General features: G+C 67.7%; 20 protein-coding genes. 7 read left to right on the top strand and 13 right to left on the bottom strand.

Going from position 1 to position 22,446, the window contains the following annotated elements:
* From EET03_RS02240 to thiO, 4 genes are read right to left on the bottom strand one after another with little or no spacing between them, the layout of a single operon-like run.
* Positions 1–771: an SGNH/GDSL hydrolase family protein gene (locus tag EET03_RS02240; protein ID WP_075542481.1), complete on the bottom strand. Its 771-nt coding sequence runs from the start codon at positions 769–771 to the stop codon at positions 1–3.
* On the bottom strand, positions 768–1,523 hold the full coding sequence (gene thiG / locus EET03_RS02235; RefSeq protein WP_075542482.1) for a thiazole synthase: 756 nt from the start codon (positions 1,521–1,523) through the stop codon (positions 768–770). Before thiG ends, EET03_RS02240 begins: the two co-directional genes overlap by 4 nt.
* 1 nt (position 1,524) lies before the next feature.
* The gene (thiS, locus tag EET03_RS02230) at positions 1,525–1,722 is read right to left on the bottom strand and encodes a sulfur carrier protein ThiS (RefSeq protein WP_075542483.1); all 198 of its coding nucleotides are present in this window, start codon (positions 1,720–1,722) and stop codon (positions 1,525–1,527) included.
* Positions 1,719–2,741, bottom strand: coding sequence for a glycine oxidase ThiO (gene thiO, locus EET03_RS02225; RefSeq protein WP_075542484.1), 1,023 nt, complete (start codon positions 2,739–2,741; stop codon positions 1,719–1,721). The genes thiS and thiO overlap by 4 nt, the downstream gene beginning before the upstream one ends.
* Positions 2,742–2,958: 217 nt before the next feature.
* Between thiO and thiE the strand changes: the two genes are divergently transcribed.
* A complete protein-coding gene (gene thiE, locus EET03_RS02220) occupies positions 2,959–3,618 on the top strand; it encodes a thiamine phosphate synthase (RefSeq protein WP_122508717.1) in 660 nt (219 codons plus the stop codon).
* On the opposite strand, the gene EET03_RS02215 is transcribed toward thiE, so the two are convergent.
* Complete coding sequence (locus tag EET03_RS02215) at positions 3,590–4,213, bottom strand: NUDIX hydrolase (RefSeq protein WP_075542485.1); 624 nt, start codon at positions 4,211–4,213, stop codon at positions 3,590–3,592. The two genes, thiE and EET03_RS02215, sit on opposite strands and share 29 nt — an antisense overlap.
* Positions 4,214–4,388: 175 nt before the next feature.
* Between EET03_RS02215 and glnX the strand changes: the two genes are divergently transcribed.
* The 3 genes from glnX to EET03_RS02200 are packed head-to-tail and all read left to right on the top strand — an operon-like array spanning position 4,389 to position 8,982.
* Positions 4,389–5,708 (top strand): protein kinase G-activating protein GlnX, encoded by a 1,320-nt coding sequence (gene glnX, locus EET03_RS02210; RefSeq protein WP_063472067.1) that lies wholly within the window; start codon positions 4,389–4,391, stop codon positions 5,706–5,708.
* Positions 5,708–6,694: a glutamate ABC transporter substrate-binding protein gene (locus EET03_RS02205; RefSeq protein ID WP_075542486.1), complete on the top strand. Its 987-nt coding sequence runs from the start codon at positions 5,708–5,710 to the stop codon at positions 6,692–6,694. The genes glnX and EET03_RS02205 overlap by 1 nt, the downstream gene beginning before the upstream one ends.
* Positions 6,694–8,982 carry a serine/threonine-protein kinase PknG gene (locus tag EET03_RS02200; RefSeq protein WP_075542487.1) on the top strand — a complete coding sequence of 763 codons (2,289 nt, stop codon included), beginning with the start codon at positions 6,694–6,696 and terminating at the stop codon, positions 8,980–8,982. Before EET03_RS02205 ends, EET03_RS02200 begins: the two co-directional genes overlap by 1 nt.
* 448 nt (positions 8,983–9,430) lie before the next feature.
* Here the strand turns inward: EET03_RS02200 and EET03_RS02195 are convergent, their stop codons facing one another.
* Positions 9,431–10,291: an endonuclease domain-containing protein gene (locus tag EET03_RS02195; RefSeq protein WP_075542488.1), complete on the bottom strand. Its 861-nt coding sequence runs from the start codon at positions 10,289–10,291 to the stop codon at positions 9,431–9,433.
* Positions 10,292–10,474: 183 nt separating this feature from the next.
* Between EET03_RS02195 and EET03_RS02190 the strand changes: the two genes are divergently transcribed.
* Together EET03_RS02190 and EET03_RS02185 are read left to right on the top strand one after the other, a co-directional pair.
* Entirely contained in the window at positions 10,475–11,785 is a 1,311-nt protein-coding gene (locus EET03_RS02190; RefSeq protein WP_075542489.1) for a DUF1800 domain-containing protein, read from the top strand.
* Positions 11,782–12,963 carry a DUF1501 domain-containing protein gene (locus EET03_RS02185; RefSeq protein ID WP_075542490.1) on the top strand — a complete coding sequence of 394 codons (1,182 nt, stop codon included), beginning with the start codon at positions 11,782–11,784 and terminating at the stop codon, positions 12,961–12,963. Before EET03_RS02190 ends, EET03_RS02185 begins: the two co-directional genes overlap by 4 nt.
* Here the strand turns inward: EET03_RS02185 and EET03_RS02180 are convergent.
* The 3 genes from EET03_RS02180 to fgd are packed head-to-tail and all read right to left on the bottom strand — an operon-like array spanning position 12,925 to position 17,186.
* The gene (locus tag EET03_RS02180; protein WP_075542491.1) at positions 12,925–14,097 is read right to left on the bottom strand and encodes an acetate kinase; all 1,173 of its coding nucleotides are present in this window, start codon (positions 14,095–14,097) and stop codon (positions 12,925–12,927) included. The two genes, EET03_RS02185 and EET03_RS02180, sit on opposite strands and share 39 nt — an antisense overlap.
* Positions 14,087–16,165, bottom strand: a complete 2,079-nt coding sequence (gene pta, locus EET03_RS02175) for a phosphate acetyltransferase (protein ID WP_075542492.1) — start codon at positions 16,163–16,165, stop codon at positions 14,087–14,089. Before pta ends, EET03_RS02180 begins: the two co-directional genes overlap by 11 nt.
* 10 nt (positions 16,166–16,175) lie before the next feature.
* Positions 16,176–17,186 (bottom strand): glucose-6-phosphate dehydrogenase (coenzyme-F420), encoded by a 1,011-nt coding sequence (fgd, locus tag EET03_RS02170; protein ID WP_075542493.1) that lies wholly within the window; start codon positions 17,184–17,186, stop codon positions 16,176–16,178.
* Positions 17,187–17,313: 127 nt separating this feature from the next.
* On the opposite strand from fgd, the gene EET03_RS02165 reads away from it, so the two are divergent.
* Complete coding sequence (locus tag EET03_RS02165) at positions 17,314–18,078, top strand: MBL fold metallo-hydrolase (RefSeq protein WP_075542494.1); 765 nt, start codon at positions 17,314–17,316, stop codon at positions 18,076–18,078.
* Between the two features lie 135 nt (positions 18,079–18,213).
* On the opposite strand, the gene EET03_RS02160 is transcribed toward EET03_RS02165, so the two are convergent.
* From EET03_RS02160 to EET03_RS02145, 4 genes are all read right to left on the bottom strand, one after another.
* Positions 18,214–18,474: a hypothetical protein gene (locus EET03_RS02160; RefSeq protein ID WP_075542495.1), complete on the bottom strand. Its 261-nt coding sequence runs from the start codon at positions 18,472–18,474 to the stop codon at positions 18,214–18,216.
* A 301-nt stretch (positions 18,475–18,775) separates the two neighbouring features.
* Positions 18,776–20,110 (bottom strand): NtaA/DmoA family FMN-dependent monooxygenase, encoded by a 1,335-nt coding sequence (locus EET03_RS02155; protein WP_075542496.1) that lies wholly within the window; start codon positions 20,108–20,110, stop codon positions 18,776–18,778.
* On the bottom strand, positions 20,110–21,225 hold the full coding sequence (locus tag EET03_RS02150) for an LLM class flavin-dependent oxidoreductase (RefSeq protein ID WP_075542497.1): 1,116 nt from the start codon (positions 21,223–21,225) through the stop codon (positions 20,110–20,112). The genes EET03_RS02155 and EET03_RS02150 overlap by 1 nt, the downstream gene beginning before the upstream one ends.
* Positions 21,222–22,307, bottom strand: coding sequence for an LLM class flavin-dependent oxidoreductase (locus EET03_RS02145; RefSeq protein WP_075542498.1), 1,086 nt, complete (start codon positions 22,305–22,307; stop codon positions 21,222–21,224). Before EET03_RS02145 ends, EET03_RS02150 begins: the two co-directional genes overlap by 4 nt.
* Positions 22,308–22,446 lie beyond the last annotated feature (139 nt).

Below are 22,446 nucleotides of genomic sequence, written 5' to 3'. Positions count from 1 at the left end.
TTACAGTTGGGCCGCAACCAGTTTCGCGACCGCACGCATCCCGGCGGCGTTGGGGTGCAGCGGCGCCGGCCGCGCCGGTAGCGGCACCCCGAACCGCGCAGGCTTTTCCGTCCACGGCTCGGGCGACCATGCGTGGTGGTCGCGGCTGGCTGCCGCGGCGCGCACGACCTCACAGCCGGTGAGCGCGGCGGCGTCGGCGGTAAGACGTTCCAGCGTTGCGGCGACGTGGCGGCCGAGCTCGCTGTCCGCCGCGGACAGTGGCGCAGCCGCGACCCCCGCCGGGGGCAACACCGTGAGGTAGTCGACGAAGAGTACCCGTGCCCGCGGCGCCCGCCGCCGTAACGAACGACCGACCTCGCACAGCGAATCGAAGACCTGGGCCAGGGCCTGATCGCGGGCGTTATGGTCCAGCAGTTCGGCTATCCACGCGCCGAGCAGCGGCAGGCGCCGCGCCGGTCGCGGCAACGCCGCGGCCATCAGCAGCGGAATGTAGCCGACGTCGTTGCCGCCGATGGTGACCGTGACCAACGACTCCGAGCCGTCCAGCGCGGTTATCTGAGGTGGCGCGCCGTGCTGGTGATCGGCGAGCACATTGGCGGTGGTGGCGCCGGAGTAGGTGACGTCCACCAACTCCAGGCGTTGTTGTTCGGCGACCAGGTGCGGGTAGTTGCGGGCCGATCGGCCGGATCGCCACGGCGCGTCGGCCGCGCGGGGCCGGATGCCCGGACCGGCCGCCATCGAACTGCCAAGCGCCACATAGCGTTCGGTCATAGTTCGGGGCTGGAGGCCTGTGCCCAAAAGCGTTTCGGGATCCTGCCGGCACGGCGCGCCAGATGGCCGGCGGTGACGGCCGCGGCCATCGCGGCGGCCATCGCCGGGGGATCTGCGGCCCGGGTCACCGCCGTGGCCAACAACACCGCGTCACAACCCAATTCCATTGCCAGCGCCGCGTCGCTGGCGGTGCCGATGCCCGCGTCGAGGACCACCGGAACACCGGCCTGCGCCACGATCATCTCGATATTGTGCGGGTTGGTGATACCGAGGCCGGTGCCGATCGGTGAGCCCAGCGGCATCACCGCCGCGCAACCGACGTCCTCGAGGCGGCGGGCCAGCACCGGGTCGTCATTGGTGTACGGCAGCACCACAAACCCGTCGTCGACCAATTGCTCTGCGGCCCGGACTAATTCGATAGCGTCCGGCAGCAGGGTGCGCTCGTCGGCGATCACCTCCAGCTTGACCCAGTTGGTGTCCAGCGCCTCGCGGGCCAGCTGCGCGGTCAGCACCGCCTCGGCGGCACTGCGGCACCCCGCGGTGTTGGGCAGCGGCGTGATACCCAGCCGGTTGAGCAGGTCGAGCAGACCGGTTCCGCCCTCGGCGTCGACCCGGCGTATCGCCACGGTGGTCAGCTCGGTACCCGAGGCGACCAACGCCTCTTCCAGCACCGCCAGATTCGACGCTCCTCCGGTGCCCATGATCAGCCGCGACGCGAACCTGCGATCGCCGATCGTCAGTTTGTCAGCCACGTCAACCACCCTGCACCGCCGTCACCACCTCGAGCCGATCACCTTCGGAAAGCGTTGTCGCCCAGTCAGATCGAGGAAGCACCGCGCAGTCCAGGGCCACCGCAACGCCGCGGTCCGGGAAACCCAGCGACTGCAGCAGCGCGGCAACGGTGGTCTGCTCGTCGACCTCCACCTGCTGCTCGTTGACGACGACGATCATGCGCTCGCTCCGACCGCGGCGAGTTCGGACATGATCTGCTCGGCCGTCCACGGCGCCAACAGGAATCCCGACCGGCCATGGCCCGCGGCGACCAGAGTCCGCGCGTCCAGGCGTTGCACGATCGGCAGGTTGTCGGGCGTCATCGGCCGCAGTCCCGCCGAGCACTCGGCCAATTCGTACTCACCCAGGGCCGGCAGCACCGCGCACGCGTCGTCCAGTAGGTCACGCACGCCCGATACCACCGGCGCGGTGTCGCGGCCGTGTTCATACTGGGTGGCGCCCACCACCACCCCGTCCGCCCGCGGCACCAGATACACCTGGCGACCATGGACCCGGGCGCGAATCACTCGGCGCGGCAACGGCATACAGCCTTTCCGCCAGCGCAGCCTTAACACCTCACCCTTCACCGGGCGCACCGGCAGGCCGGGCCACAACGCGGGGGCGTCGATGCCGTTGGCGATCACCACCGCGTCACCCTCGGCGTCGGACAACTCGGTCACCGGAGCAGCCCAGGCGACGCCGAGTCGGTCACAGTCCACGGTCAGCGCGTCGAGCAATGCGCGGTTGTCCACCGCCAGTTCGGTGGGCGCGCGAAAGCCGTGCCGGATGCCTTGTGCCAGCAGCGGTTCGACGTCGCGGGCGGCCGACTCCCACACCACCGGATGTCCTTGCCGCGACAACCAGTCCGCAACGGTATGCAGGTCGGCGACATCGGCCCGGTCGACGGCCACCACCAGCGACTCGCGGGCGGTGACCACGTGTGACGGCAGCCCGTCCAGGAAACCGCCCTCGTGCCACAGCCGCAGCGACTCCAGCCCGAGCCGCAACAACCGTTCCTCACCCGGCCAGCCTTCGCTGTGCGGGGCGATCATGCCGCCGGCGACCCACGACGCGCCGGACTCGCCGCTGCGATGCACCCGCACCGACCATCCGGCCCGGGCCGCCCGGCGCGCCACCGACAACCCGATGACGCCGCCGCCGATTACGGCCAATGACCCCGCGGGTGTGGGTGCTGACATCCTTGCTCCCTTCGCCGGCATGACCCGGATCAGGTGTGACGGTCAGGACAGGTCCAAGGTGCAAGCTGGCTTGCAGATCGGCTTGCAAGTTGGCTTGCACAATGGCGGTGCCCACTCTCAGTCCCGCTGGTTACCCGGGACTCCCGTGCCTACAGGGGTTCTTCTGGGTTCCAAACTAGCGCGCTAGCGTCGCAGTGTGCAGTCCCGTCTGGCCCGTCTGGCTCGGCTAGCCGAGGCGAGGCTCTATTTGTGTACCGACGCCCGTCGTGAGCGCGGCGACTTGGCCGAGTTCGCCGACGCCGCGCTGGCCGGTGGCGTGGACATCATCCAGCTGCGGGACAAGGGCTCGGCCGCCGAACAGCGGTTCGGTCCGTTAGAGGCACTCGACGAGCTGGCCGCCTGCGAAATCCTCGCCGACGCGGCCCGCCGGCACGGCGCCCTGTTCGCGGTCAACGACCGGGCCGACATCGCTGCGGCCGCCGGCGCCGACGTGCTGCACCTGGGTCAGCGCGACCTGCCGTCGAGCATCGCGCGGGAGATCGTCGGGCCCGGTGTGCTGATCGGCCGGTCCACCCACGACCGCGACCAGGTTGCCGCGGCCGCCGTCGGGGATGCCGACTACTTCTGCGTCGGACCCTGCTGGCCCACCCCGACCAAGCCGGGGCGCCCGGCACCGGGGCTGGACCTGGTGCGGGCCGCCGCCGCAATCGGTGGCGACAAACCGTGGTTCGCGATCGGCGGCATCGACGCACTGCGCCTGCCCGACGTCGTGGCTGCCGGTGCCCGCGGGATCGTGGTGGTGCGCGCCATCACGGCGGCCGACGACCCGAAGGCAGCGGCCGAACAGCTCAGGTCAGCGCTTCCAGCAACGAGCTGACCCGAGGGCTCAGCTGCGACGGCGCCAGGTCCGCGTCGCCCGGCATGCACCACACGAACACTCCATCCTCGATTTCCACCGTGCACGGCAGGCGTCGGCGGCGTTCGTCGCCCCGGTGCAGCGGCACGGTGACCGGGGCGGTGCGCAGCAGCTGCCAGCTGGCGGCGAATCCGGGATGCAGCGGCAGGTCGGTCACGTCGTCCTCGGCAACCCAGCGCAACTCGGCGCTTTCCCGGTTGGGCACGGTGTGCAGCAACTCGTCGGTGTCGGCGACGACCGTCGTATAGGTCCAGGCGGTGCCGCGTGGGCTGGCCGTCACCAGCACCGCCCGCACGGTCAGGCGCTCGGCGGCCAGGCCCGCCTCTTCCCGCGCTTCGCGGACCGCGGTCTGTTCCGGAGTCTCATGGCTGTCCCGGGCGCCGCCCGGCAAGCCCCAGGTGCCGCCCTGATGGCTCCACACCGCCCGATGCTGCAGCAGCACCGCGGGTCCGCCGTCGGGTAACGGGGCCCGAAGCAGCAGTCCGGCCGAGCCGAATCGGCCCCAGTAGTGGGCGCCGTTGTCGGATACCACCCATCCGTCCCCGTCGCCCTGCACCAGTTCAGGATATGCACGCGAAGCCGCCGGGGACTCCCGGGTATTTGAGGGTGATTAGGGTAATTAGGTCTGCCTCCCCACATCTGTCGGCGCATTCTCTTAGAATTCGCTTATCCGGGTTGGTGACTTCGCCGAACAAGCCGAATAGATATCGAAAGCTGAGGTCGGAGCAGACGTGACGGTTGAGCTGGCGCACCCGTCGACCGAGCCGCTGGGATCGCGGTCGCCCGCTGAACCGGCCCATCCGCGCTGGTGGTTCGTCTCGACGACACCCGGGCGGATCCTGACCATCGGCATGGTGCTGGCAGCTCTGGGCGTGTCCAGCGCGTTCGCCACGTCGACGACGATCAACCACCGTCAGCAGGTGCTGACCACCGTGCTGGAACATACCGAGCCGCTGTCGTTTGCGGCCGGACGGCTCTACACGACGCTGTCGGTGGCCGACGCCGCGGCAGCCACCGCGTTCATCGCCCAGGCCGAACCCCGCGCCGTCCGGCTGCGCTACGAGCAGGCCATCACCGACGCGGCGGTGGCGGTGACCCGCGCATCGAGTGGGCTCACCGATGAGTCGTTGGTGCAACTGCTGGGCCGGATCAACGCTGAACTGGCGGTCTATACCGGCCTCATCGAGATCGCACGCACCAACAACCGGGCGGGTAACCCGGTGGGGTCGTCATACCTGTCGGAGGCATCGGGGCTGATGCAGTCGACGATCCTGCCCGATGCACAACAGCTGTACCAGGCGACGTCGGAGCGGGTCGACACGGAAACCACCGCATCCACCCAGATCCCGGCGCCGGTGATCCTGGTCGTCACCACCACGGTGGTCTTCGGCGCCTTCTCGCATCGCTGGCTGGCCCGGCGCACCCGCAGACGGATCAATCCGGGTCTTGTCGTCGGTGCGCTCGGTATTCTTGTCATGGTGGTCTGGGTCGGAACCGCATTGACAATCTCTACGGCCGCCAGTCGTAGCGCCAAAGACACGGCGGCGGAGTCGCTCAAGACCGTCACCAACCTGGCGATCACCGCCCAGCAGGCGCGAGCCGACGAGACGCTGTCCCTGATCCGGCGCGGCGACGAAGAGATCCGCAAGCAGTCGTTCTATCAGCGCATCGAGGCCATGCATCACCAGCTCGACGACTACATGGCCCGCCGCGACGCCGTCGACAAACCCGATCTGCAGGGCGCCGATCAGCTGCTGGTCCGCTGGCAGCAGGCCAACGACCGGATCAACTCCTACATCTCCGTCGGCAACTACCGGGCCGCCATTCAGGTGGCACTGGGTAAGGGCCAGGACGATGCGACCCCCGCATTCGACAAGCTCGACGAAGCACTGACCAGAGCCATGGAACAAAGCCGCAACCAACTGCGCCACGACATCTTCCATGCGCAACGTGGACTGGCTGGCGCCCAGGTAGGTGGCGTGGTGCTCAGTCTGAGCGCCGCCATTGCCGTCGCACTCGGCCTGTGGCCCCGGCTGAAAGAGTATCGGTGATGACGCGCCTGCCTATCCTGGCGCGGGCGGCATCTCCACTCGCGCCGCTCGCCTTGGCGATCCTGCTCGCCGGTTGCGGCCACTCCGAACCGCTGAAAGTGGAGACGACGCCGACGCTCCCGTATCCCACGCCGGTCGGGATGGAGGTGATGCCGCCCGAGCCGCCGCTGCCGCCGGACGCGGCGAGCCAGGACTGCAACCCGACCGCCAGCCTGCGCCCGTTCCGCACCAAAGCCGAGGCCGATGCCGCGGTGGCCAATATCCACGAGCGGGGCCGGTTGATCGTCGGGCTCGACATCGGCAGCAACCTGTTCAGCTTCCGCGACCCGATCACCGGGGATATCACCGGCTTTGACGTCGACATCGCCGGGGAGGTGGCGCGTGACATCTTCGGCAGCCCGTCACACGTCGAGTACCGGATCCTGTCGGCCGCGGAGCGCATCACCGCGCTGCAGACTTCCCAGGTCGACGTCGTCGTCAAGACCATGACCATCACCTGTGAGCGACGCAAGCTGGTGAACTTTTCCACCGTCTACCTGGATGCCAACCAGCGCATCCTGGCCCCCCGTGACTCGTCCATCTCGAAGGTGTCGGACCTGTCCGGCAAGCGGGTTTGCGTGGCCAGGGGCACCACGTCACTGCGGCGTATTCGCGAGATCGCGCCGCCGCCGGTCATCGTGTCGGTGGTGAACTGGGCCGACTGCCTGGTGGCGATGCAGCAGCGGCAGATCGATGCCGTCAGCACCGACGACTCGATTCTGGCCGGGCTGGTGGAAGAAGACCCTTATCTGCACATCGTCGGGCCCGACATGGCCAACCAGCCCTATGGCATCGGGATCAATCTGGACAACACCGGGCTGGTCCGGTTCGTCAACGGCACACTCGAACGGATCCGCACCGACGGCACTTGGAATACGTTGTACCGCAAGTGGTTATCGGTCCTCGGTCCGGCACCGGTGCCACCCCAGCCGAGGTATCTGGATTGATGTCCCCGAAGCCCGCGCACAACGCCTCAGCCACCGACGATCAGGAAGGCCGGCAAGAGCTGGCTCAGGGCACGCAGTCGGCCGACGTGCAGACCGGCGCAGCCGCCGGCAGCCGGCCGCCAGCGACTCAGGCGATTTTCCGTCCCGATTTCGACGATGACGACGACGACTTGTCCATCTCACTGGGCGCCATGGATACCCAGCCGCAGGAGCGAATGTCGGCTGCGACGCGGGCGCTGCCGCCGGTCAGAAAGCTCGGCGGCGGGTTGGTGGAGATTCCGCGGGTACCGGATATCGATCCGCTCAAGGCCCTGATGACCGACCCGGTGGTTCCCGAGTCGAAGCGGTTCTGCTGGAACTGTGGACGCCCGGTCGGGCGCAGCGGCGCGCAGGGCACGGGCGCCTCGGAGGGCTGGTGCCCGTACTGCGGCAGTCCGTACTCGTTTCTGCCGCAGCTGAGCCCCGGTGACATCATCGCCGGTCAGTACGAGGTCAAGGGCTGCATCGCGCACGGTGGAATGGGCTGGGTGTATTTGGCCCTCGACCACAACGTCAACGACCGTCCGGTGGTGCTCAAAGGCCTGGTGCACTCCGGGGACGCCGAGGCGCAGGCGATCGCGATGGCGGAACGGAAGTTCCTCGCCGAAGTCGTGCACCCGTCGATCGTGCAGATCTTCAACTTCGTCGAGCACACCGACCGGCAGGGGGATCCGGTCGGCTACATCGTCATGGAGTACATCGGCGGGCAGTCGCTGCGACGCGGCCGCGGCGAGAAACTGCCGGTCGCCGAGGCGATCGCCTACATCCTGGAAATCCTGCCGGCGCTGAGTTATCTGCATTCGATCGGCCTGGTCTACAACGACTTGAAGCCGGAAAACATCATGCTCACCGAGGAGCAGCTCAAGCTGATCGATCTGGGTGCGGTGTCGCGGATCAACTCGTTCGGATACCTCTACGGCACTCCCGGCTTCCAGGCGCCCGAGATCGTGCGGACCGGTCCGACCGTGGCCACCGACATCTACACCGTCGGGCGCACACTGGCGGCGCTCACGCTGAACCTGCCCACCCGCAACGGCCGGTATGCCGACGGGCTGCCCGACGACGACCCGGTGCTGGACAAGTACGACTCCTTCGGCCGGTTGCTGCGCCGCGCCATCGACCCCGACCCACGACGGCGATTCGCCAACACAGACGAGATGTCGGCGCAGTTGACGGGCGTGTTGCGGGAGGTGGTCGCCGCCGACACCGGGGTGCCCCGGCCCGGGCTGTCGACCATCTTCAGTCCCAGCCGGTCCACCTTCGGCGTGGACCTGCTGGTCGCCCACACCGACGTGTACCTGGACGGCCAGGTCCATGCGGAGAAGCTGACCGCCAAGGAGATCGTGACCGCGCTGCAGGTACCGCTGGTCGACCCGACCGACGTCGCGGCCCCAGTCCTGCAGGCCACAGTGCTCTCTCAGCCGGTGCAGACCCTGGACTCACTGCGCGCTGCCCGCCACGGCGCCCTGGACGCCGAAGGTGTCGACCTTTCCGAATCGGTCGAACTGCCGCTGATGGAGGTCCGGGCGCTGCTGGACCTCGGTGATGTCGCCAAGGCCACCCGCAAACTCGACGACCTCGCCGAGCGGGTGGGCTGGCGCTGGCGGCTGATCTGGTACAAGGCTGTCGCCGAGTTGCTCACCGGCGACTACGACTCTGCCATCAAACATTTCACGGAGGTGCTGGACACCTTCCCCGGCGAACTCGCACCCAAACTGGCGCTGGCCGCGACCGCGGAACTGGCCGGCTACACCGACGAGCACAACTTCTACCAGACGGTGTGGCAGACCAACGACGGCGTGATATCGGCGGCGTTCGGCCTGGCCAGAGCCCTTTCGGCTAAGGGTGATCGAGCCGGCGCGGTGCGCACCCTCGACGAAGTGCCGCCCAGCTCAAGGCATTTCACCACCGCCCGGCTGACCAGCGCGGTGACGTTGCTGTCGGGACGGTCGCGGAGCGAAATCACCGAGGATCAGATCCGCGACGCCGCTCGACGAGTGGAGTCGCTGCCGCCCACCGAACCGCGCGTGCTGCAGATCCGCGCGCTGGTGCTCGGCGGCGCGATGGACTGGCTGCAGGACAACCAGGCCAGCACCAACCACATACTGGGGTTTCCGTTCACCGATCACGGGCTGCGGCTCGGCGTCGAGGCGGCGTTGCGTAGCCTGGCGCGTATCGCGCCCACGCAGCGGCACCGCTACACCTTGGTGGACATGGCCAACAACGTGCGTCCCTCCAGCACGTTCTAGGTTTGTTGTTTGGGGTGGTTGGGCGCTGGGCGGGCGTCCGGGCTGGTGTTTCCATAGTCTTACAGGTGTCCTGCGCTGCGGTAATCACATCTGTCACATGAATCACTGTGGAGTGATGCACAATTTGCCCGCCTCTTAGCGACAACCTAACGCGCACAACGGATTTGTCGCTATTAGGTGGGCACGACGGACGTCCTGACCTCCTTGTGACTCATGTGACTGAGGTGATCAGCCGCCGTCTCGCCGGACCGTGAGCGGCTTACTACCTCAGCATCAGGCCGGGGCGTCGAGTGTGCGCCCAAGGCGTCGAGTGTGCGCCCAAGGCGTCGAGTGTGCGTCTAGGTCGCAAGAATCGCCCAGACACCGCCCAGGATGCACCCTCGACGCCATAGACGCACACTGGAAACCCCCACCGCACAACCGAACTCCGCTCTGCCACCGCCACGGCTCACCGCACAACCGAACTTCGCTCCACGACCGCCGCCCGTACCCGGCGCAGGATGTCCGCGGGCCGATCCTCGGCCACCACCCGGATGATGATCCACCCCATCTGCTCGAGCAGCTCGACGCGTCGAATGTCCTTGACGTACTGCTGGCGGTCTCGTTGATGATGGTCGCCGTCGTATTCGACGGCGACCATATAGTCCTCCCAACCAAGGTCGAGGTAAGCGAACGGCATGCCATCCGCGCCTGGTACCGGTATCTGCGTGCGCGGCCGCGGAAATCCGGCATCGATCAGCAGTAGCCGCAGATAGCTTTCCCTCGGTGACTGTGAGCCAGGGTCGACGAGCTCCAACGCAGTCTCTAGCTGCCGCAGTCCGCGCGCCCCGGGATGGCGGCTCGCTACCCACAGCACGTCGTCCGCCTTGAAACCCGTCGCCCGAGCGAGCGCGTCCAACCGAACGACGGCCGAGCGGACCGCGCCGCGTCGGCCGATGTCGAAGGCGGTGCGCTCGGGTGTGGTGACTGCGCGCCCGTCCACGTTCTGTATTTCTCCATCGCCCAGCACGTCGCGTCGCGTCAGCACACCGTGCGGTGGCCGGGAGTTCCGACAAATCAGCTCAACGGGGAAGTCGTCGGGAATCCACTTGGCCCCGTGCAACGCCGCAGCCGACGCACCCGCAATGACTGCCGAACCATGCGACCACAGCCAGGCAGCAGCAATCCGCTGTTCGAGAGACAACTGAACCCGTCGCGACAGGTAGACGTTCGGCAAAACGGCGCGATAATGCACGCGCAGTTGATGCCGGGTCAATGCTCCAGACGCCAGCGCGTCGCTGCCGAGGAACGGCTTTTGCGGATCCCACATGCAGGGAAGGCTGGCACGCCGACCGCCAACCATGATTTCCCGTTTCCACAGGCCTGGGAATCGATCGTGCGTGCAGGGCCGCCGGTGAGCGCGTCGGGCGGGCATCGCCTCGAAGCCACTCGACGGCACCGGCGGCTGTGGCACACATAGCGTAAACACAGCTTCACCCGCCACAGTTGTTGCATGGCCGGGCAATCCGCGGGGTGGATCACCACGGCCCGAGTCCTGCGCCGGGCCGGGTTCGGGGCAAGCGGCCTCGAGGTGGACGCGGTGGCCGGTCAAGACTGGCCCGCCTACCTCGACGCCGCCCTGGCCGCCGACCCCGACGCGGACCCGGGCGCGCGAGAAACCCCGATGCCCGAACTGACCACTCCGCGGCCCCCGGGCAAAAGGGCAACACCAGCGGCTCGCGAAGAGTTCACCCGCGAGCTCGCCGAGCAGCAGGCCGAGTTGTCCGGATGGTGGCTGCGCCGCATGGTCGCCGTCGGGCAGCCGCTACGCGAGAAGCTGACCCTGTTGTGGCACAACCACTTTGCCACCTCGGCGCGGAAAGTACGGGCCCCGGCATATCTGGCAGCGCAAAACCAGAAGCTGCGCACGCTGGCACTGGGCGACTTCCGCACGCTGGCCTACGCGATGCTCACCGACTCCGCGATGCTGCGCTGGCTGGACGGCCAGAGCAATACCGCCAGGGCCGCCAACGAAAACCTGGCCCGGGAATTCATGGAACTGTTCGCGCTGGGCCACGGCAACGGCTACACCGAGGACGACGTGCGAGCCGGTGCCCGCGCGCTGACCGGTTGGGTCATCGGCGCCGACGGTCGGACGTCGATGCTGCCCAGGCGCCACGACTTCACCCCCAAGACGCTGTTCGGGGTCACCGGCAACTTCGATGCCGCCGGGTTCTGCGACGCGGTGCTCGCCCAGCCGAAGTCAGCGCACTATGTCGCGGGCCGGATGTGGCAGCAGTTGGCGTCCGACGAACCGCCGCCCCCAGCGGTGCTCGACCGACTGGTCAGCGCCTACGGCACCACGCGCGACCTACGCGCCCTGACCCGGGCCGTGCTCACCGACGACGAGTTCACGGGTAATCGCGCGACGGTCGTCACCACCCCGGTCGAATGGCTGGTGGGCGTGATCCGGTCGCTTCGGGTCCCCGTCGACAACCACCTCAAGCTGATCGAGGCGACACTCAAAGCGCTGGGACAACGGCCCTTCTTCCCCCCGGACGTCGGCGGCTGGCCGCGGGGCCAGGTGTGGCTGTCCACCGCGTCCGCCGCGACGCGCCTGCGCGTCGCCCTGCACCTGGCGAACACGGCCGACCTGTCGACCGTCGAAAACACCGCGGCTCAAGACCGTATCGACGCCGTCGGCTATCTGATCGGCGTGGGCGCCTGGACCGACCGGAGCGCCCGGGCGCTCGGGCCGCTGGTGCGCCGCCCATCCCAGCTGGTCGCCGCCGCCGTCAACACACCGGAATACCTGACGTCATGATCAACCGCCGCAGGTTCCTGATCGCCAGCGCCGGCGTCGGCGCGACCGGTCTGCTTTCCGGAGCGGTGGCGGTCAGCTGGCGCGATCTGCAGCACGCGGCCTACGACCGACCGTTGCCCGACGACGCCGGCGTGCTGGTCATTGTCACCCTCTACGGCGGCAACGACGGGATCAACACCGTAATCCCCTACGCCGACAGCGCATATCACGACGCCCGTCCCGAACTTGCCTACGCTGCCGGCGATGTCGTTCAGCTGGACGCGCAGCTGGGACTCAATCCGGGACTGCGGGGGCTGGCGCAACTATGGCAGCAGCGGCAGCTCGCGATCGTGCGCGGCGTCGGCTATCCCAAGCCCGACCACAGCCACTTCCGGTCCATGGACATTTGGCAGACCGCATCGCCGGCCGAACCGGTCTCGTCGGGCTGGATCGGTCGCTGGCTCGACGCCACCGGAGATGATCCGTTGCGCGCGGTCAACATCGGTGCCGTCCTGCCCCCGCTGGCGGTGGGCGAAAAGCACACCGCCGCGGCGCTTTCGACCGCCGCGGCGGAGAAAGCTGCTGATGCGTTGGACGCGACGATGCTGGCGCTGAGCGCGACAGACCCGAACGACACCCCGGCGATGGCGGCGGTTTCCACGGCCTATCGCGACGCGCGCACCACCGACGCGGCGTTCGCGTCCATCAAGCCGGAAAGCGCCCACAATTCGCTGGCCACCCAGCTGAACGTGGTGGCCGCCGCGATCAAGGCGCGGGTGCCCACGCGCGTCTACAGCGTGCAGCTCGGCGGATTCGACACCCACGCCGACGAACGCGACACACAGCAGCGGCTATTGCAGACGTTCGACGAGGCCGTCACCGCATTCCTGCGCGAGATGGCCGGTGATCGCTGCGGCCGCAACGTCGTCGTGCTGGCGTATTCGGAGTTCGGACGCCGGGTGGCCGCCAACGCTTCCCAGGGCACCGATCACGGCACGGCCGGGCCGGTCTTCGTCGCGGGGGTACCCGTCAAGGGCGGCTACTACGGCGACGAGCCCGGTCTCACCGACCTCGACCACGGAGACCTCAAGTTCACCACCGACTTTCGCGACATCTACTACGAGCTGCTGGTACGCACCCTCGGAACCGACCCGGCACCGTCAGTCGGAACCGGCCGGACGAGCCTCGGTTTCCTGTAAGCAGTCCCGGGCGATCGCCAATTCCTCGTTGGTCGGGATCACGAGTACCGCGATCGGCGAGCTGTCCGGCGAGATCTGTCGCGGCCCGCCGGTTGGACTGGCGTTGCGCTTCTCGTCGACTTCGATACCGAGCTCAGCCAGGCCGGCCAGCGCGTCACGGCGCACCGAGCTGTCGTGCTCGCCGATCCCCGCGGTGAAAGTCAGCACGTCGGTGTGTCCCAGCACCGCCAGGTAAGCACCGATGTACTTCCGCAACCGGTGGATGAATACGTCGTAGGCCAATCGCGCTGCACGGTCGCCTTTTTCGATCATCTGGCGCAGCCGGCGGAAATCGCGCTCACCGGCCAGTCCCAACATCCCCGACCGGTGGTTGAGCATCGACTCGATCTCGTCCACACCCATGTTCGCATTGCGCCACAAGTACCACATGATGCTGGGATCCACATCACCGCTGCGGGTACCCATCACCAAACCCTCCAGCGGAGTCAGGCCCATGGAGGTGTCTACCGGTCGCCCGGCGGCGACCGCCGACGCCGACGCACCGTTACCCAGGTGCAGCACAATCTGATTCAGGGTTCCCAGCGGCCGGCCCAGGAAGGCGGCAGCCCGCTCGCTGACGTAGCGGTGCGAGGTGCCGTGAAATCCGTAGCGGCGGATCTGCCACGTCTCGGCCAGGTCCCGGTCGATCGCATAGGTTGCCGCCGCGGCGGGCAGGTCATGGAAAAACGCCGTATCGAACACCGCGACATGCGGGACGTCGGCCAGCATGGTGCGCGCCACCTTGATGCACAGCACCGCGGGCGGGTTGTGCAGCGGCGCCAACGCCGACAGTTCCTCGAGCCTTTCGACCACCGCATCGTCGAGCACTGTCGGCCGGTGAAAGTCCTTGCCGCCGTGCACCACCCGGTGTCCAACCGCCACCAGGCCACAGGTCCGCACGTCAATGCCGTCCTCGGACAACATGTCGAACGCACGATGTAGCGCCGTGTCGTGGTCGGGCACCGAGGACGACGATTCGCCGATTCGCTCGATATTGCCGGCCGCCCGTGAAATACCGGACACCGGATCGATCAACTGAAACTTCAGCGACGACGAGCCGGAATTGAGCACCAGCACCAGCCGGCTACTTGCCATCGTCGATCCCCTGCGCCTGAATTGCGGTAATGGCAACCGTGTTGACGATGTCCTCGATCAGCGCCCCGCGCGACAGATCGTTCACCGGCTTGCGCAGGCCCTGAAGCACCGGGCCGATCGCGATGGCTCCCGCCGAACGCTGCACCGCCTTGTAGGTGTTGTTGCCGGTGTTGAGATCGGGAAAGATCAGCACCGTCGCCCGGCCGGCCACCGGCGAATCATGCAGCTTGGCGGCCGCGACCGCGGGGTCGACCGCGGCGTCGTATTGGACGGGCCCCTCGACCAACAGCTGCGGCTCCCGTGAGCGAACCAACTCCGTTGCCGTCCTGACCTTTTCGACGTCTGCTCCGGTCCCTGAGGCCCCGGTGGAATAGGACAGCATGGCCACCCGCGGTTCGATGCCGAACTGTGCGGCGGTGCGCGCCGAGCAGATGGCGATATCGGCCAGCTGCTCGGGCGTCGGGTTCGGCACGATCGCGCAGTCACCGTAGGCCAGCACCCGATCGGGCAGGCACATCAAAAAGATGCTGGACACCGTGGAGATGCCCGGGGCCGTTCTGATGATCTCCAGTGCCGGGCGGACGGTGTGCGCCGTGGTGTGGGCGGCCCCGGACACCATGCCGTCGACATGAGAGTTGTATACCAGCATGGTGCCGAAATACGATACGTCACAAATGATTTCACGTGCCAGCTCGGCGGTGATGCCGTGCGACTTCCGCAACTCGGCATATTGCTCGGCGAAGTGGTCGCACAACGGGCTGGTGCGCGGGTCGAGCACCTCGGCCTGGTCCAGATCCACACCGAGTTCGGCAGCGCGCGGCCGGATCTGAGCCTCGTCGCCGAGGATCGTCAGGTCGGCGATGCCGCGCTGCAGCAGGCGGCCGGCGGATTTGAGGATGCGGTCGTCGTCACCTTCGGGAAGCACGATGTGTTTGCGATCCGACCGGGCCCGTTGCTGCAGACCATAGGTGAACATCTGCGGTGTGGTGACGGTCGGGATCGGGATGGCAAGGTGGGTCATCAGGTCGGCGGCATCGACGTGACGGTCCATCAGCTCCAGCGCGGTGTCGATCTTGCGCTGCGAGGTTGCGGTGAGCCGGCCGCGAGCCGCCGCGGCGGCGCTGGCCGTCTCGTAGGTACCCAGCGTGGTGGCGATAATCGGCAACCTCAGCCGCAGCCCCGACACGAGCGCCGCGATCGACGGATGCAGGTCGAACCCACCGTTGAGCACGATGCACGACAGCGACGGAAAGCCTTTGGCCGCATGGGCGCTGGCGACGGCGAGCACCACGTCCGAGCGATCGCCCGGGGTGATCACAGCCATACCGTCGCGCAGCCGCTCCAGCACATGGTCGGCGGTCATCCCGGCCACCAGCACGTCCATCACCTCGCGATTGCGCAGCGGCGTCTCACCGCTGATCGCGGTTCCGTTGACGGCCTTCTCCAACTCGGCCACCGTCGGCGCCGACAGCAGCGGCTCTTCGGGCAGCACGTAGCTGGGCGGGCCGACGGCGCGCAGCGCTTCGCCCACGGCCGCCAGGTCCGCCGGGTCGCAGCGGTTGGCCACCACCGCCGCGGTGTGCGCGTGGTGGGCCGACAACTCGGCCAGGCACACCCCGACGACGCTGACCACCTGGTCGGCGGTGCGCCCCTTGGCGCTGACCGCCAGCAGCACCGGCACACCGAGGTTGACCGCGATCCGGGCGTTGACCGACAGTTCGGTGGGGGTGGCGACGTCGGTGTAGTCGCTGCCGACGATCACCACCGCGTCGCACTTGTGCGCCATTGCGTGATACGCCGTGACGATGTCGGTGATCGCGGTGTCGGTGTCGGCGTGCAGGTATTGGTAGGTCACGCCCACGCATTGCTCGTAGGGCAGGCCCGCGGTGGTGTGCTCCAGCAGCAGTTCCAGGAGGTAGTCGCGTGCATCGGATGCTCGCGTAAGTGGCCGGAACACACCGACTTTGGCGACCGTCGCGGTCAACCGGTGCAGAATCCCCAGCGCGATCGTCGCCTTACCGGACGCCGGTTCGGGGGCGGCGATGTAGATCGCAGAATTGGCAGGCACAACCCGCCTTTCAGCCCAGCCGTCGCAGCCGGGGCGCCAGGTCCGTTTCGAACAGCTGCAGGAACCGGCGCTGGTCGTGCCCGGGCGCGTGGAACACCAGGTGGTTGAGGCCCCACGTCACGTACTGGCCCACCTTCTCGACGGCTTCGTCCGGGTCGGAGGCCACGATCCAGCGTTTGGCGATCTGCTCGATCGGCAGGGCGTCGGCGGCCTTCTCCATCTCGATCGGGTCGTCGATGCTGTGCTTCTGCTCGGCGGTCAGCGACAGCGGCGCCCAGAACCGGGTGTTCTGCAAGGCCAGCTCGGGGTCGGGGTCGTAAGAGATTTTGATTTCGATCATCTTGTCGATGTCGTCCACATCGCGGCCGGCGGCCGCCGCGCCCTCTTTCACGCCCGGGATCAGCTTTTCGGTGTACAGCTCTTCGCCCTTGCCGGACGTGCAGATGAAACCGTCGCCGGCGCGTCCGGCGTATTTGGCCACCGCGGGACCACCGGCGGCGATGTAGACCGGCACACCGCCCTCGGGCACGTCGTAGATCGAGGCGCCTTTGAGCCGGTAGTACTCGCCGTCGAAATCCACACGGCCGCGGCTCCATAACTCACGCATCAGCCGCACTGATTCGCGCAGCCGGGCGAAACGCTCCTTGAATTCGGGCCAGACCCCCTCGTATCCGGTGGCGATCTCGTTCAGCGCCTCGCCGGTACCCACGCCGAGGAAGACCCGGCCCGGGTACAGACAACCCATGGTGGCGAAGGCCTGCGCGATGACGGCGGGGTTGTAGCGGAAGGTCGGCGTGAGCACCGAAGTGCCCAGCAGCAGCCGCGTGGTGCGTTCGCCCACGGCGGTCATCCAGGACAACGAGAACGGCGCGTGCCCGCCCTGATGGCGCCACGGCTGGAAATGGTCACTGACGGTGGCGCTGTCCATGCCGTGCGCTTCTGCGGCGACGGCAAGCTCGACGAGCTCGCGCGGGGCGAATTGTTCAGCCGATGCCTTGTATCCGAGTTTGAGTTCAGCCACTCGTTCTTTCTACTCCTGCGCCCGAGGAGCCGGTGTCGGCGCCGCACCGAAACCAGGTGTGAGCGCTGCGGCCGTTAAGCTGACCGCGGTTATCGGGCTGGCAATGCCTTGGATGTAGGGAGAAGACATGGCCCACCAGCTGAAGACGGAGCTTGTTCAGGTTACCGACAAGGTTCACCTCGTCCATGGGCACGCAGTCAACTGGGTCCTGGTGACCGACGACACCGGGGTGATGTTGATCGACGCCGGTTATCCCGGCGATCGCGAGGAGGTGGTGGGGTCGCTGCGCCTGTTGGGCTATCAGCCCGGGGACGTGCGCGCAATTCTGCTGACCCACGCGCACATCGACCACTTGGGCACCGCGATCTGGTTCGCCCGAGAGCATCACACCCCGGTGTACTGCCATGCCGACGAGGTCGGGCACGCCAAGCGCCAGTACCTGGAGCAGGTGTCGATACTCGATGTCGCGCTGCGTATCTGGCGGCCCCGTTGGGCGGTGTGGACCGCCCATGTGGTGCGCAACGGCGGCCTGGTCCGCGACGGCATCCCGACGACACGGCCATTGACCGCCGAGGTGGCCGCGGGGCTGCCGGGCCATCCGATGGCGATCTTCACTCCCGGACACACCAACGGGCATTGCTCGTATCTGGTCGACGGCGTACTGGCCAGCGGCGACGCCCTGATCACCGGCCATCCCTTGCTGCGTCGCGGCGGGCCGCAGCTACTGCCGGCGGTGTTCAGCTACAGCCAGCAGAACTGCATCCGCAGCCTGTCGGCGCTGGCCTTACTGGAAACCGAGATCCTGGCGCCCGGCCACGGTGAGCTGTGGCGCGGCCCGATCCGCGCGGCCACCGACGAGGCCCTGAAGCGAGCGGGAGCATTCGCCCGCTGATCAGGGCCGGCCCGCTCACTCCGCCATTTCGCCGACCACGAAGAAGACGTTCGCGCAGGACATTTCCACGTCGCAGAACAATTGCCCGTAAGTCACGTCGATCACCTCCTTCCGGATTCAAGGACGACGCGATTTTCAGCGTCGCTTCGCCAGCAACCACCGGGTCGAATTGGGCGTGGCGGTCATCAGGGTGAGCCCGGCAGCCGTGAGCTCGTCTCGCACGGTCGCCGGGCTGACGCGCTGCAGCACGAGCGACTGGTGCCATCGCCGGCCGTCGGCCGTCAAGGTGAACTCACCCGTGACGATGCCGCCGGCGTTGGAGTGGATCGTCAGGGTCGCTTCTGCTCCGTCGAAAGTCAGGGTTTTGGTCCAGCCCTGCTGCCGGGACGCCAACATCGAGGGCGGTACCCATTCGATGATGGCCTGCCCCCTGGCGCGAGATGGTGCCGGCGCCCAGCTCCAGCACCGAACTCTTGGGCGTCAGCAGCGACTGAAGGTGCTCGATTTCGCCCAGCGACGGCATCCGCCGGTAGATTTCGACCGCGCTGCCGTCCTGTGTCACTACACTGACACCGGGTATCGTTGCGCTGCTTGACATTCAGGTAGCTTTCCGGCCAGGGCAGATCAGCGTAGCGTCACCCCTGGTTGACGATATGCTATGCCGTGGCGCCGTGGGCAAGCCGCGTTTGCGGAATCCTTACACCCGCGCGTCCGGCCCCAGGCCCAAATGCGCACGCAGCGTCGCACCGGCGTACTCGGTGCGAAACGCACCGCGCTCCTGCAACAGCGGCACCACCCGATCGACGAATTCGTCCAGTCCGTGCGGTGTCAGATGCGGCACCAAAATGAACCCGTCACACGCGTCGGCCTGGACGTAGCGGTCAATTTCGTCGGCAATGTGTGCGGGACTGCCGACGAACTGCTGACGGCTGGTGACGGCGATGACCAGTTCCCGGATCGAGAGGTTTTCCGCCGCGGCCTTATCCCGGTACCGACGCGCCAGCGCAACGGGATCCACGTGGCGGACGCGCCCCTGACTGATGGCGCTGTCGGCGATCGGCTCCACGTCGGGCAACGGGCCGTCGGGGTCGTAGCCCGACAGGTCACGGCCCCACACCTGCTCGAGCATCGCGATCGCGGTGGCGCCGCTGACCTGTTGCCGGCGGACGTGTCGCGCCTTCTCCCGCGCCTCGGCATCGGTGTCTGCGATGACAACGGTCGCCGCCGGAAATACCTTGAGCTGGTTGGGATCCCGGCCGTAGGAGCGTGCCCGGCCCGTCATGTCTGCGTAGTAGCGCTGACCGTCGTGCAGCGACGTGTGCAGGGTGAACACGGCGTCGGCGTGGCGGGCTGCGAATGCCCGTCCCTCCGCGGAGTCGCCGGCTTGCAGCAGCACCGGATGCCCCTGCGGTCCCGCCGGAAGCGTCGCGAAACCGCCTACCTCGAAGTGGATGCCCGAGTATTCGACGCGGCCGATTCGGTCCGGGTCGACGTAGACGCCGTTCCCGACGTCGGCCGGCACCGCGCCGGGCGCCCAGCTGTCCCAGAACTTCCGGGCGACAGCCAGGAACTCCTCGGCCCGCGCGTAGCGGTCGGCATGGTCGAGAAAGCCGCCGCGGCGAAAGTTGGCGCCGGTGAACGCGTCCGACGAGGTGACGATGTTCCAGCCGGCCCGGCCGTCGGACAGGTGGTCGAGCGTGGCGAATTGCCTTGCCACTTCGAAGGGTTCGTTGAAGGTGGTGTTGATGGTTCCGGTCAGGCCGATCCGTTCGGTGACGGCGGCCAGCGCCACCAGCACGGTGAAAGTGTCCGGCCGGCCCACCACGTCCAGGTCGTAGATCCGGCCGCGGTGCTCCCGTAACCGCAGCCCCTCGGCCAGGAAGAAGAAGTCGAACAGGCCGCGTTCGGCGGTGCGGGCCAGGTGCACGAAGGAGTCGAATTCGATCTGGCTGCCGGCGGTCGGATCGGTCCACACGGTGGTGTTGTTGACTCCGGGAAAATGCGCGGCCAGGTGAACGGGCTTGCGGCTCATCAGGTTAGCCCCCAATGCCGCGCGATCAATTCATGGGAGCGCAGCCGATCCCGGTGCCGGTGCGTCACGGAGGTGATGACGAGTTCGTCGGCGCCGGTGACCCGTTGCAGTGCGTGCAACCGCTGCGCGACCTCGTCCGGGCTGCCGACGAATTGCGTTGCCAGCCGGTCGATGACCACGGCTCGCTGCTCGTCGGTCAGCGGAGCGCAGTCGGCCGGGTCGGGGTAGGGGATGGCCCCGCCGCCGGCGCGGATGGAGTAGACCCAGTGGCCGTAGCTGGCTGCCAGGTGCCGGGCGGTGGCGGTGTCGTCGGCGACCACGACGTCCGCCGACACCACGACATAGGGCCGCGGCAGATACGCCGACGGGACGAAGGCGGCGCGGTAGGCGTCGACGGCTTCCAGCGCGGTGGCCGGGGTGAGGTGATAGCTGGCCACAAACGGCAGTCCCATTGCGCCGGCCAACGCAGCACTGCGCCCCTTGCTGCTGCCGAAGATCCACGGGGTCAGCGCGGCTCCTTCGCCGGGCACCGCGTGAACGTCGAAGCCGTCCACCCGATAGGTTCCGGCCAACATGGCGATGATGTCGCCGACCTGCTCGGCGAAGTCCGGTGCGACCGCCTCGGGCTGCTGCAGGATCGCCATGGTGGCTTGCACCCGGCCGCTTGCCAGCAGGGTGCGCAGGTCAAACGGCGGCGGGATCACCACACCGTCGACCTCGCGCCACTCGACCGGTGGTCGCGGTGCCCGAGGTTTGGCCGGGTCCCTCGGCTTGACGCCGCGTCGCTGCGCGGACCGGCCCAAGCCCAGATCAATGCGCCCGGGATAGAAGGCGTCGAGCATGCCGAAACTTTCCACCACCGCGGCGGCGGTGGTGTGGCTGAGCTGGACCGCGGCCGACCCGACCCGAATGCTGTTGGTGGCCGCGGCAATTTGACCGATCAGCACCGCCGGTGCGGCGCTGGCGACCGCGACGAAGTGATGCTCGGCGATCCAGAAGCGGCGATAGCCCCACCGCTCGGCCTGCTGAGCCAGCTCGACGGTGTTGCGCAGCGCCGTCGCCACGTCGCTGCCGGCGCTGATCGGCGACAGGTCCAAGACCGACAGCGGGATCACCGGCTCACCGCCGCATATCGGTTGGGCGCCGACGGCAGGCCGAGTCGCTGGCGCAGCGTTTCGGTGTCGCGATACCCCGTCCGGAACCGGCCGGCGCGCTGCAACAGCGGCACCACCTCGTCGACGATCACCGGCAGATCGAAAGCGTTCACCGCGGGCCGCAGCCGCGCACCGTCGATGCCGCGGCGCTGCCAATTCAGCAGCAGCTCAACCAAATCCGTTGGGCTACCTGCCCAAACGAGCGCGTCGGAGCGGAAGTCGCCGGCACCGTGGAAGGAAACTACCACGTCGGCAAACACTTTCAGCCGGCCGCCGGCGGCGCGCACGTCGTCGAGGATGCTCGGCAGCGAATCGTCGGTCGGCGTGATGAAGACAACATCTGCTGCGGCGGCAGCGAATTCATAGACCGGCACCGCATGCGCCAGGGCGGCCACCACCGGCTGGCCCTGCGGCGGTCGTGGGGTTATCGACGGCCCCTTGACCGCGAAGTACTTTCCGGTGAAGTCGACGTAGTGCAATTTGTCCCGGTCGATGTAGCGCCCCGTGGCCACGTCGCGGATCACCGCGTCATCTTCCCAGCTGTCCCAGAGCCGGCGCACCACCTCGACGTAATCCCGGGCTTCATCGAACAATTCGTCGGGGTTCACCGAGCGGCGGCCGAACAGGGCCGCCTCGTGGGTGGTGACACTGACCCTGGGTTGCCAGCCGGCCCGGCCGTGCGAAACAAAGTCAAGCGTGGCAATGGCTTTCGAGACGTGGAAGGGCTCGGTGTGAGTGACCGTGGCCACCGGGACCAGACCGATGTGCCGGGTCGCCGGGGCGATGCGGGCCGCGACCAGCACGGCGTCGGCGCGGCCGGCAAGCCGCCGCGGATCGATCCGCTCGCGGCGGCCCGGCTGTGGCATCAGGGTGTCGTCGATGGTCAGAAAGTCGAGCAGGCCACGTTCGGCGGTGACCGCCACGTCGGCCCAGTAACCCCCGCTGAGCACCGACCGGGACTCGACCGCCGCGGTTGCCCGCCAGGCTTGCGGGTGCCAGCCGTACCCGTCCAGCGCGACCGCCAGATGCAGCAGATCCGTCATGTCAGCGCTAGACCCTGAGTAAGCGTGTCGGCTGGGGAGGATAGGGCAAAGGCCTTACCCTGGCTGGGTTTGCGACTTCAACGCAGCCCAGCGGGAAAGGCCTTTGTGGTGAAGAAGATATCGCATGAGCAGAGTCGGC

Source organism: Mycobacterium innocens, assembly GCF_900566055.1.
GTDB classification, from domain to species: Bacteria; Actinomycetota; Actinomycetes; order Mycobacteriales; family Mycobacteriaceae; genus Mycobacterium; species Mycobacterium innocens.
This window is presented reverse-complemented; position numbering and strand designations above follow the sequence as displayed.

Bases quoted from the DNA above. Each gene is read 5' to 3' on its own strand.
- EET03_RS02240 (WP_075542481.1), bottom strand. From the start codon at position 771: ATGACCGAACGCTATGTGGCGCTTGGCAGTTCGATGGCGGCCGGTCCG.
- thiS (WP_075542483.1), bottom strand. From the start codon at position 1,722: ATGATCGTCGTCGTCAACGAGCAGCAGGTGGAGGTCGACGAGCAGACC.
- thiO (WP_075542484.1), bottom strand. From the start codon at position 2,741: ATGTCAGCACCCACACCCGCGGGGTCATTGGCCGTAATCGGCGGCGGC.
- EET03_RS02205 (WP_075542486.1), top strand. From the start codon at position 5,708: ATGACGCGCCTGCCTATCCTGGCGCGGGCGGCATCTCCACTCGCGCCG.
- EET03_RS02200 (WP_075542487.1), top strand. From the start codon at position 6,694: ATGTCCCCGAAGCCCGCGCACAACGCCTCAGCCACCGACGATCAGGAA.
- EET03_RS02195 (WP_075542488.1), bottom strand. From the start codon at position 10,291: ATGTGGGATCCGCAAAAGCCGTTCCTCGGCAGCGACGCGCTGGCGTCT.
- EET03_RS02190 (WP_075542489.1), top strand. From the start codon at position 10,475: ATGGCCGGGCAATCCGCGGGGTGGATCACCACGGCCCGAGTCCTGCGC.
- EET03_RS02185 (WP_075542490.1), top strand. From the start codon at position 11,782: ATGATCAACCGCCGCAGGTTCCTGATCGCCAGCGCCGGCGTCGGCGCG.
- EET03_RS02180 (WP_075542491.1), bottom strand. From the start codon at position 14,097: ATGGCAAGTAGCCGGCTGGTGCTGGTGCTCAATTCCGGCTCGTCGTCG.
- EET03_RS02165 (WP_075542494.1), top strand. From the start codon at position 17,314: ATGGCCCACCAGCTGAAGACGGAGCTTGTTCAGGTTACCGACAAGGTT.
- EET03_RS02160 (WP_075542495.1), bottom strand. From the start codon at position 18,474: ATGTTGGCGTCCCGGCAGCAGGGCTGGACCAAAACCCTGACTTTCGAC.
- EET03_RS02155 (WP_075542496.1), bottom strand. From the start codon at position 20,110: ATGAGCCGCAAGCCCGTTCACCTGGCCGCGCATTTTCCCGGAGTCAAC.
- EET03_RS02145 (WP_075542498.1), bottom strand. From the start codon at position 22,307: ATGACGGATCTGCTGCATCTGGCGGTCGCGCTGGACGGGTACGGCTGG.